Genomic DNA, 10305 nt, shown 5'->3' with positions numbered 1-10305 from the left:
TTCACGGCCGGCTACTCGACGGCGGGAGGAGCCGGGTTCGGCCTCCACATCGTCCAGCAGGTGGCGGCGGCTCACGGCTGGGACGTGTCGCTCTGCGACAGTCCGAGCGGGGGGACGCGGGTGAGAGTGCGCGGGGTCGAACGCGTCGACGACTGACCGGGACCGGCGCCCGTCGGAGCGGGGCGGTCGAGTCGCGCCCGTGTCAGTTCCGCGCGAACAGCAGGTAGCCCGTGTGGCCGACCCCCGCCGTCGAGGGGCGAGAGCCGCGCTCGCCGAAGTCCATCCGCCGCTGGATCGTCTCGAAGGTCTCGACGGCCCCCAGTCCAGCCTCGCGCGCGGCCTCGTGGGCGGCGCGGGTCCCCTCGACGAAGGGGGAGTAGACGGCGACGAACCCGCCGGAGACGAGGAGGTCGGGCGCGCGTTCGACGACCGCCGGGGCGTCCTCGGTGTCGAGGGTGAGGAGGTCGAACTCCCGGTCGAACGAGTCGAGGTCGTCGGTGAGGTCGCCCGTCCGGACGTCGACCAGGTCCGAGACGCCGGCGAGGGCCATGTTCTCGCGCGCGACGTCGGCGAAGTCGGGGTCGCGCTCGTACGTCACGACCTCACAGCCGACCCGACCCAGGTAGGCCGCGAGCACCCCGGTGCCGGTCCCGGCGTCGAGGACGCGGTCCCCACGGGACGCACCGGTGTGTCCCACGACGAGACCGACGTCGCGCGGCATCATCGGCGCGCCGGTGCGCTCGAAGTGGTCGAACAGGTCGGGGCCTCGTGGCTCGCGGGCGACGAACTCGGTGCCGAGGTGGGTCTCGACGGTGTCGCCGGGGTCGACGTCTTCGGGGACCTCGATGACGCCGAGGTCGGTGCCGAACTCCTCGCCGGGAGCTAGGAGGTACTCGCGGTCGTCGTGGACGAAGAGGAGTCTCACGTCGTCGCGGGCGCTCACTCCAGGCGGGAGATGGCCGCGGCGAGGTCGCCGTCCTCCATCGCGAGCGCTTCGCGGGCCTCGCTGGGGGAGACACCGGCACGCTCGACGACGAGCTGGACGTCCTCGTCGGGAATCGCCTCACCGGCCCCTGCGCTCTCCTCGTCGGCGCCTCCGGCGTCCTCGGCCCCTGCCTCGCCCGTTCCCCGCTCGCGCGTCTCGGGTTCGCCGACGACCTGGTAGGTCTGGGTGCCCTGGGCGTCCATCCGGGTGACCTGCGCGTCAGAGAAGACGAGTTCCTCGTCTGCGGTCCGGATGATGACCTCCTCGGCATCGATGTCGGTGACGTCGATGCCCATCTGTTTCATCATCTGCTGCATCTTCCGCGGGTTCATGCCGCCGCCTCCGAACATACTCGGCGAGAAGGTACGGGTCGGCAAAAGCGTGGCGAACAGTCGCCGAGGTGCGGAGGTGTCAGACGTGGTCTCGTGGCATGAGCGCCTCGAACTCCCGGCCGGCGAGCCACTCGCACAGCTGGACGAGCTGGTCGGTGGCGGCCTCGAACAGCCGCCGGCCCTTCTCGGCCGTGGCGTCGGTCTGGTCGCCCAGCACCCCGTTGTCGGTGTTGTCGATGGCGTCGTAGAACGTCCGTGCGCCGTTCCGGGTCGCGTCCGGGTGGTTCTCCCAGTCGACGAGGCCGCCGTCTCTCGCATCTTCGAGCCGGTCGTCGTGGACGAGGTCAGGGTGGAGGTACTGGATGAGCGACGTCTCCTTCGGGCCGCCGTGGGGGCCGGGCTGTTCGAAGACCTCCTCGACCAGTTCGGGGATGGAGTCGTTCCACATCCACTCGATGGCGTACGCCTCTTCGGACTCGTGGAGACGGCGACCCACCTCCCGGAGGTGCTCGACGTTGCCGCCGTGGGCGTTGACGTAGACGACCCGGTCGATGCCGTGGTAGGTGAGGTTGCGGGTGATGGACTCGACGTAGTCTCTGAACGCCGGCGCGTCGGCCCACATCGTCCCGTGGAACTGCCGGTGGTGGGGGCTGACGCCGACGGTGACGGTGGGCGTACAGAGGTAGCCGGTGCGGTCGGCCGCCGCTCTCGCGAAGGCTTCGGCGATGAAGTGGTCCGTCCCCTCGGGGAGGTGTGGGCCGTGCTGTTCGGTCGAGCCGAGCGGAACGAGCGCCAGCGACTCCGAATCGAAGTACGTGTCGAGGTCGGGCCACGCCTCGTCTGCGAGATACATCGACTGCATATCCGCCGTCGAGTAAGTATAAGTTGGGTCGCCGGGGGTCACTCGACGCGGACGCTCACCGCGAGGCCCTCGCCGACGGGGAGGAGCGTCGTCTCGAACCCCGGGTCGGAGCGGACGAGGTCGAGGTACGCGCCGATGCCCTCCGTCGTCGTGTCGACGTCCCAGGAGGCGTCACGGGTGGGCGGGTCGGGAGCGTCGTCCTCGCGCAGCATCGAGACGAGCGTCTCGGTGTCAACCGGCCCGGCGGCGACGTTGTCCGCGACCACCACGCCCCCCGGTCTGAGCTTCGCACGGACGCGAGCGAGCGCCGGGGCGTAGCGCGCGCCCTCGTGGTCGAGGAGGACCAGGTCGAAGGGGCCGTCGTACCGTCCGAACGTCGCCATCGCGTCGCCGGACTCGAAGGCGAACGCGACGTCGTACGCGCCGTCGAGGAACTCCCTGGCGAGGGCGAGTTCCGCCTCGTCGTACTCGGTGAGGACGACCCGTCCCGCGTCCATCCCGCGGGCGAACCACGAGGCTGAGTAGCCGAACCCGGAGCCGAACTCGAAGACGTCTCGCGCCCCGACGACCCGGGCCAGCAGTCTGAGCACGCCACCCGCGTCGGCACCGACCGTCGGGAACCCCTCGGCGACGGCGTGGTCCAGCATCGCCGACTGGCAGTCGTCGTGGCTCGGTCCGACCGCGTCGACGAGCGCGTCGAGGTGTTCGTTCACGTCTTCGGGTCGCCCGGGGCGGCGCTTAACTGTACCTCTCCGCCCCGCCAACGAGGGCTGGTGGTCGACCCGCGTCGACTGTCTGTATTCGAAGACAGACTCGATTTCGAAGAACAACTGTTATCACCTGACGGTGAGTTGTCGTGACCTGAACGGAGGACTCAGGAGATGCCCATCGCACCGTACGACCCCGACGACGACCCCGAGCCAGAGCCGTACCTACCGGACTTCAACGAGATCCTCGACCGGATCCTGAACGGCGACGAGGAGCGCTCGCCGTCGACGGGCCGCGCGTAGGCACGTCGTCCCGGTCGGCGCGGGTCGGACCGCCGACCAGTCCACTCTGCTCCCCGTCCGGCCACCCGTCACTCCCGTTCACGTTTCTCTCAGCCCGGTAACGACCACCGTTAAGTCATCGCCGACCATCACGGTAATCAATGTACGACGCCGACGAACTCGAGCGCATCCGGGAGGCGAAAGCCGACTGGGAGTCGGAGACGCTCGAACCGACACTGGAGCGGTTCGGTGAGCGCGAGGAACAGTTCACCACGGACACCGGCGGGCAGGAGGTCGACCGTCTCTACACGCCCGCGGACGTCGAGACGGACTACCGCGACGACCTGGGCTTCCCGGGGGAGGACCCGTACACCAGAGGGGTCTACCCAACGATGCACCGGGGGCGTCTGTGGACGATGCGGCAGTACGCCGGCTTCGGGACCGCTCGCGAGACGAACGAGCGGTTCCGTTACCTCATCGACAACGGCTCGTCCGGCCTGTCGCTGGCGTTCGACCTGCCGACGCAGATGGGGTACGACTCCGACGCGGAGATGGCCGCCGGCGAGGTTGGTAAGTCGGGGGTCGCCATCGACACCATCGACGACATGCGGACCGTCTTCGACGGCATCCCGCTCGACGAGGTGTCGACGTCGATGACCATCAACGCCCCCGCCGCTGTCCTCCTCGCGATGTACATCGCCGTCGGCGACGAGCAGGGGGTCGACCGCGAGCAACTCCGGGGCACCATCCAGAACGACATCATGAAGGAGTACGTCGCGCGGAACCTCTACATCTACCCGCCGGAGCCGTCGATGCGGCTCATCACGGACATCTTCGAGTTCTGTGCGGCCGAGACGCCGAAGTTCAACACCATCTCCATCTCCGGATACCACATCCGCGAGGCCGGGTCGACTGCGGCTCAGGAAGTGGCGTTCACCCTCGGCAACGGCATCGAGTACGTCCAGGCGGCCGTGGATGCGGGGCTGGACGTCGACTCGTTCGCGCCACAGCTGTCGTTCTTCTTCAACGCCCACAACAACATCCTCGAGGAAGTCGCGAAGTTCCGCGCAGCCCGTCGGATGTGGGCGACCATCATGGAAGAGCGGTTCGGCGCGGAGAACCCCAAGTCGAAACAGCTGAAGTTCCACACTCAGACCGGCGGGTCGACGCTGACGGCACAGCAGGTCGAGAACAACATCGTCCGGGTGTCGTACCAGGCGCTCGCGGCCGTCCTCGGCGGGACGCAGAGCCTCCACACCAACGGGAAGGACGAGGCGCTGTCGCTCCCCACCGAGAAGTCGGTCCGGACGGCGCTGCGGACCCAGCAGATTCTCGCCCACGAGTCGGGGGCGGCCGACACCATCGACCCGCTCGCGGGGTCGTACTACGTGGAGTCGCTCACCGACCGCGTCGAGGAGGAGGCGTTCGAGATTCTCGGCGAAGTCGACGAGCGCGGCGGGATGCTCGACTGCGTGAAGAACCAGTGGGTCCAGCAGCAGATACAGGACGTCGCCTTCGAGCGCCAGCGCGAGATCGAGACGGGCGAGCGGGTCATCGTCGGCGTCAACGAGTACCGCGTCGACGAGGAGCCCGAAGTCGACATCGAGGAGGTGTCGGAGGAGGACGAGGCGCGACAGGTCGAACGCCTCCAGCGTGTCAGGGACGAACGAGACGAGGTGGCGGCCGAAGCGGCCACGGAGGCGCTCCGGACGGCCGCCCGCGGCGACGACAACCTGGTCCCGTACATCATCGACGCGGTGAAGGCGCGCGTGACGGTCGGCGAGGTTTCTAACGTGCTGCGCGAGGAGTTCGGCGAGTACCAGCCGGGAAGCGCGCTCTGAGACCGGCCCCCACGCTTGCGCGGGGTCGGCCACGGTGAGCGCCGGGCGGGAGAGAAGGGCGGCCTACGCCTGCGGGTCGGCCACGGTGAGCGCCGGGCGCTCGTGGGCCGTCCGGTCGTCGTCCCTGGCCTCGACGGCGTCGAGCAACTCCTCGGTGAGCGAACTCTTGCGGTGGTCACACATCAGGTGGACCCGCAGGTCGGTACGGTCGGCGAAGCGCTGCGCGCACATCGGACAGTGTGCGGTATTCTTCATGGTCGTTGATGACATATTGGGGGACGGGGTGAAATAGGTATCGGTGACGTGTCCCCCGTCCGAGAGGTCTTCCGGGACACGGTTTATGATTCGGGAGTACGACGCGCGGGGTATGGAACTCGACCACATCGGCGTCGCCACCGACGACGCCTCGGCCCTGGCCGGACTGTACGCAGACCTCCTGGGGACGAGCGTCGTTCACGAGGAGGTGTTCGACGGGATGCACGTCGTCTTCCTCGAGATGGACAGCGGCTACTTCGAGCTCCTCGAACCGCAGGAGGAGGGGACCATCGCGCGCTACCTCGAGCGGAACGGGCCGGGGATGCACCACGTCGCGTTCGTGACCGATGACCTCGACGCCGCACTCGACCACGCCCGTGACCTCGGCGTCGAACTCGTCGACGAGGAGCCACGGCCCGGTGCGTGGGGACACTCGGTGGCGTTCCTCCACCCGAAATCGACCGGCGGGGTCCTGGTCGAGTTCGTCGAGCACTGACCCGGCGTCGACGGGACGGGGCCGACGCCGCCCGAGAGAAAGACAGTAGTGCGCGCGCAGAGACAGGGAGGCTACGGATGCAGGACTGGCTCACCCACCGCGTGCGAGCGACACCGAACCGGACCGCGCTCGTGCGCGCGTCGACCGGCGAGACCCTCGACTTCGCGAACCTCGACGCGATGGTCGGCGATCTGGCCGGTCGCCTCGCGGCGCTCGGGGTCGAGACGGGCGACCACCTCGGGATGCTGATGGAGACCCGACTGGCCGCGGTCTGTACCGTCCACGCGGCCGACCGCCTCGGAGCCGTCCTCGTCCCGGTCGGCGACGGTCTCACTGCGGGCGAACTGGCCGACCAGTTGGACGTGGCCGACGTCACGACGCTCGTCTGTTCGGCGGAGACCGAAGCGACGGCCGTCGCGGCGTTCGAGGGACCGGTCTGTTCGGTCGACGACGCGACACACGAGACCGTTCGGCCGCTCTCGGAGGCGGTCCCGGAGCGCGTCACGCCGACGGCGTGGGACCTCGGCGACACGCGCCTCCTCGTCTTCACGTCGGGGACGACCGGGGCGCCGAAGGCCGTCCGCCTCACGCAGGGGAACCTCCTGGCGAGTGCAGTCGCCTCGGCGTTCCGTCTCGGGCTACACGGCGACGACCGCTGGCTGGTCTGTCTCTCGTTGCACCACATGGGCGGCCTCTCGCCCGTCCTCCGCATGCCGCTGTACGGAACGACCGTCGTGCTCGAGGAGTCGTTCGACCCCGGTCGGACGGCTGACGACGTCGGCAGCTACGACGTCACCTGCGTCTCGCTCGTGCCGACGATGCTGAAGCGCATGCTCGACCTCCGGGGGACGCTGGCCGACTCGCTCCGGGTAGTACTGCTCGGGGGCGCGCCCGCCCCGGACGAACTCGTCGAGCGCTGTCGGGACTTCTCGGTGCCCGTCCACCCCACCTACGGGATGACGGAGACGGCCTCACAGGTCGCGACGGCGACCCCCCGCGAGGCGTTCGGCGACCCCGGGACGGTCGGTCGACCGCTCTTCTGGACATCGGTCACGGTGCGTGACGGGGACGGCGAGGCCCCACCGGGGGTGCCGGGCGAACTCGTCGTCGACGGACCGACCGTCTCGCCGGGCTACTACAGCGACCTCGACGCGACGGAGGCGGCGTTCGGATCACACGGCCTGCGGACGGGCGACGTCGGCTATCTAGACGACGAGGGGCGGCTGTTCGTCCTGGGTCGGGTCGACGACCAGATCATCACCGGCGGGGAGAACGTCCACCCCCGAGAAGTCGCCGACGTCCTCCGCGCGCACCCGATGGTCGCCGGCGTCGTCGTCGTGGGCGTCCCCGACGACGAGTGGGGCGAACTGGTCGGTGCGCTCGTCGTCCCGACCGACGACGACCTGACCGTCGACGCAGTCGAGTCGTACTGTCGCGAACGGCTCGCGGGGTTCAAACTCCCGCGCGTCGTCTCGTTCGTCGAGGAACTCCCGCGGACCGCCTCGGGGACCGTCGAGCGGGCGGCAGCGCGGGACCGCCTGGTCGCCGGGATGTCCGGGTCCGAATCGGAGGCGGGGCCCGACCGCGAACTGGACGTCGCGGTGGACGACGACGCGAGAGCCGACGAGACGGCCGCACGGCGCGCAGCGGCCGACGAGGGAGAGGGCGTGGCAGACGACGCCGGGAACGAGGACGTCGACGAACCCGTAGACGAGCGCACCGACACGGAGAACGACGGCGACGACGCCGCGGGCGGAGGGGACGAGGCCGAGACGTTCCTCATCGGCGGGTCCGACTGGAGTCCGGGCGAGCGCGTCCAGGCCGACGAGGCGGCCGACCCGGACGAGGAACCGACGGCGGAGGCGGACGACCAACCCGAGGAACCCGAGACGCCGGACTTCGTCCGGGAGGTCCTCCCGGACGACGAACCCGCAGACGCAGACGAGCGCGTCGACTCCGAGCAGTCCGAGGAGACGGACGACGACCCGGACGGGGCGGACGACGCGAGCTGACCTCCGGTCTCCACCCCGTCCGGGCCGTCGTCTCAGAGGAACAATCATTACGGTTCCGCGTCAGCACGGAGTATGGCAGGTACGACAGCACAGACGTTACGGCCGTTCCTGTGGCGAGCGGCGCGACTCTACCCCGAGCGTGAGGTCGTCTCGCGGACCCACGAGGGGATCGAACGGACGACGTACGCCGGCTACGAGCGACGCGTCGCACAGTTGGCGAACGCGCTCGACGACGCCGAGGTCGACCGGGACGCGCGCGTCGCGACGTTCTGCTGGAACCACACCAGACACTTCGAGACGTACTTCGCCGTCCCGTGCCGCGGATCACAGCTTCACACCATCAACCCGCTGCTGCCCGACCACCACGTCCAGTACATCGTCGAGAACGCCCGAGACCGGGTGGTGTTCGTCGACCACTCGCTCGTCGAGAAGCTGGAGAGCTGTTACGCCGACGCCGACGGGGCGTTCGACAGCGTCGAGCAGTTCGTCGTGATGGGCAGCGAGGTGCCGGAGACGTCGCTCTCGCCCGTGACCGACTACGAGTCGTTCCTCGCGGGCGCGGACGAGACGTACGACTGGCCCGACCTGGACGAGGAGACGCCGGCGGGGATGTGCTACACGTCGGGGACGACGGGGAGGCCGAAGGGCGTCGAGTACACGCAGCAGACGATGTGGGCGCACACGATGGGGATTCTCCCGGAGGCCGGCCTCGACATCCGCGCCGACGACGTCGTGATGCCCGTCGTCCCGATGTTCCACGTGATGGCCTGGGGCCTCCCGCACGCGGTGACTGCCGCGGGAGGCAAACACGTCTACCCCGGCCCGTCGCCCGACCCGGCCGACATCGCTCACCTCATCGAGGAGGAAGGGGTGACGTTCACGGCGGGCGTCCCCACCGTCTGGCTCGGCCTCCTGGACTACCTCGAGGAGCACGACGCGGACCTCTCGTCGCTCGAACGCATCGCCATCGGCGGGGCGGCCGCGCCGAAGTCGCTCATCCGGACGTACGAGGAGGAGTACGACGTACAGGTGTTGCACGCGTGGGGGATGACCGAGACGTCGCCCGTCGCGGCCGCGGCGCATCTCAAGCCCGGGATGGAGGAGTGGCCCGCCGAGAAGCGCGACGAGAAACGGGTCAAACAGGGGCTCGTCCTCCCCGGACTGGAGTTCAAGGTGATGGGCGAAGAAGGCGAGGTCCCGTGGAACGACGAGGACTTCGGCGAACTGTGGATTCGCGGGCCGTGGGTGACGACGGAGTACTTCGGTCGGTCGGACGCGAACGAGGCCGACTTCGAGGAGGGCTGGCTGAAGACGGGCGACGTCGTCCGCGTCGACCCCGAGGGGTACATCCAGATCGTCGACCGCGCGAAGGACGTCATCAAGTCGGGCGGGGAGTGGATTTCGAGCCAGGAGCTGGAGAACGCCATCATGGCCCACGACGACGTGAGCGAGGCGACGGTCGTCGGCGTCCCCCACGAGCGGTGGCAGGAGCGCCCGGTGGCGTTCGTCGTCCCGCGCGAGGGCATCGGCGAGGGGCCGCTCCGGGACGACATCATGGACTTCCTCGCGGAGGAGTATCCGACGTGGTGGCTCCCCGACGACGTCGTCTACATCGACTCGGTACCGAAAACCGCGACTGGCAAGTTCGACAAGAAGGTCCTCAGGGAGGAGTACGCCGACCACACCGTCGAGCCGCCGGAGGAGGCCGCGCCGGAAGACGAGTGAGCAGTTGGGAGGGGGATTCGGTGAGAGTGAGTAGGGGATGACGTCGTCCGTGTCGTCAGTAGAGTCGTGGTCGCCGGTCTCCGAGCGGTCTGACCGCACGACACACGGGCGCGGTGGACCGCAGCCTCACCCACCCCAGCCGGTCGCTCGCGGACAGAGCCGCGAGCCGACCCTCGCGCGTTCGCTCGCTTCGCTCACTCTCGCGCGCCGACCGCCGAGGTGTTGCGGGTGGCACGTGACGGTGCGGCCTCCGTGCCGGCTCGTTCGCGGGGGTGGGTGACGGCCTCGGGTCCCCCGACCCGTGGGCCACTCGTCTCCGCGTCAGCACCGCCGGAGAGACGTTCACGAACTATTTTCACGGTCGCCACGAACCCCGGTGTATGGACCTCCTCGACGACAGCGTCGTCCCCGAGTACGCGCACCCAGTGAAGGAGCGGGCGCGGGCGTTCGCCGCCGAACACATCGAACCAGTCGCCGCCGACTACCACATCTCGGGCGAGTATCCGTGGGACGTCCTCGAAGCCGGGATGGACGCCGGTCTCGTCGCGGGCGACATCGGCGAGGCGTGGGGCGGGGAGGGGTACGACCTGCTCCAGCAGTTGGCCATCGCCGAGGAACTGTTCCGCGCCGACGCGGGCATCGCGCTGACCCTCCAGTTGGCGAGCTTCGGCTGCAGCATCGTCGATGACTACGGGACCGACGAGCAGGCCGAGAAGTGGCTCGAACCGGTCGCTGCCCACGACCAGGTCTCGGGGCTGGCCGTCTCCGAACCCGACACCGGGAGCGACATGGCGGGGATGACCACCAC

Annotated in this window: 12 protein-coding genes; 7 read left to right on the top strand and 5 right to left on the bottom strand. The window is 69.2% G+C overall.

Annotation, left to right across the window (positions count from 1 at the left end; all coding sequences use genetic code 11):
* Nucleotides 1–156, top strand: a 156-nt coding sequence (locus tag ACESK5_RS17710) for an ATP-binding protein (RefSeq protein ID WP_372912908.1), incomplete at its 5' end; no start/stop codon positions are given.
* A gap of 46 nt (nt 157–202) precedes the next feature.
* Here the strand turns inward: ACESK5_RS17710 and ACESK5_RS17705 are convergent.
* From ACESK5_RS17705 to ACESK5_RS17690, 4 genes are all read right to left on the bottom strand, one after another.
* Nucleotides 203–925 carry a methyltransferase domain-containing protein gene (locus ACESK5_RS17705; protein WP_372912907.1) on the bottom strand — a complete coding sequence of 241 codons (723 nt, stop codon included), beginning with the start codon at nt 923–925 and terminating at the stop codon, nt 203–205.
* A 14-nt stretch (nt 926–939) separates the two neighbouring features.
* Nucleotides 940–1335 carry a nascent polypeptide-associated complex protein gene (locus tag ACESK5_RS17700; protein WP_372912906.1) on the bottom strand — a complete coding sequence of 132 codons (396 nt, stop codon included), beginning with the start codon at nt 1333–1335 and terminating at the stop codon, nt 940–942.
* A gap of 61 nt (nt 1336–1396) precedes the next feature.
* Nucleotides 1397–2170, bottom strand: a complete 774-nt coding sequence (locus tag ACESK5_RS17695) for a creatininase family protein (protein ID WP_372912905.1) — start codon at nt 2168–2170, stop codon at nt 1397–1399.
* Between the two features lie 47 nt (nt 2171–2217).
* A complete protein-coding gene (locus ACESK5_RS17690; protein ID WP_372912904.1) occupies nt 2218–2892 on the bottom strand; it encodes an O-methyltransferase in 675 nt (224 codons plus the stop codon).
* Nucleotides 2893–3060: 168 nt separating this feature from the next.
* Here ACESK5_RS17690 and ACESK5_RS17685 point away from each other — a divergent pair, with 168 nt between their 5' ends.
* Together ACESK5_RS17685 and ACESK5_RS17680 are read left to right on the top strand one after the other, a co-directional pair.
* On the top strand, nt 3061–3189 hold the full coding sequence (locus ACESK5_RS17685; protein ID WP_372912903.1) for a hypothetical protein: 129 nt from the start codon (nt 3061–3063) through the stop codon (nt 3187–3189).
* Between the two features lie 140 nt (nt 3190–3329).
* Nucleotides 3330–5009, top strand: a complete 1680-nt coding sequence (locus tag ACESK5_RS17680; RefSeq protein WP_372912902.1) for a methylmalonyl-CoA mutase — start codon at nt 3330–3332, stop codon at nt 5007–5009.
* Nucleotides 5010–5072: 63 nt separating this feature from the next.
* Here the strand turns inward: ACESK5_RS17680 and ACESK5_RS17675 are convergent, their stop codons facing one another.
* A complete protein-coding gene (locus tag ACESK5_RS17675) occupies nt 5073–5264 on the bottom strand; it encodes a hypothetical protein (protein WP_372912901.1) in 192 nt (63 codons plus the stop codon).
* Nucleotides 5265–5376: 112 nt separating this feature from the next.
* On the opposite strand from ACESK5_RS17675, the gene mce reads away from it, so the two are divergent.
* From mce to ACESK5_RS17655, 4 genes are all read left to right on the top strand, one after another.
* A complete protein-coding gene (mce, locus tag ACESK5_RS17670; RefSeq protein ID WP_372912900.1) occupies nt 5377–5760 on the top strand; it encodes a methylmalonyl-CoA epimerase in 384 nt (127 codons plus the stop codon).
* A 77-nt stretch (nt 5761–5837) separates the two neighbouring features.
* Nucleotides 5838–7772: an o-succinylbenzoate--CoA ligase gene (gene menE / locus ACESK5_RS17665; RefSeq protein WP_372912899.1), complete on the top strand. Its 1935-nt coding sequence runs from the start codon at nt 5838–5840 to the stop codon at nt 7770–7772.
* A gap of 72 nt (nt 7773–7844) precedes the next feature.
* Nucleotides 7845–9497, top strand: coding sequence for a long-chain fatty acid--CoA ligase (locus ACESK5_RS17660; RefSeq protein WP_372912898.1), 1653 nt, complete (start codon nt 7845–7847; stop codon nt 9495–9497).
* A 380-nt stretch (nt 9498–9877) separates the two neighbouring features.
* On the top strand, nt 9878–10305 hold a 428-nt coding region (locus ACESK5_RS17655; RefSeq protein ID WP_372912897.1), incomplete at its 3' end, for an acyl-CoA dehydrogenase family protein.

The sequence above is a fragment of the Salinigranum sp. genome (genome assembly GCF_041641895.1).
Taxonomy (GTDB): Archaea; Halobacteriota; Halobacteria; order Halobacteriales; family Haloferacaceae; genus Salinigranum.
Note: the sequence above shows the minus strand (reverse complement) of the source record. Positions and strands in the feature narration are given on the sequence as shown.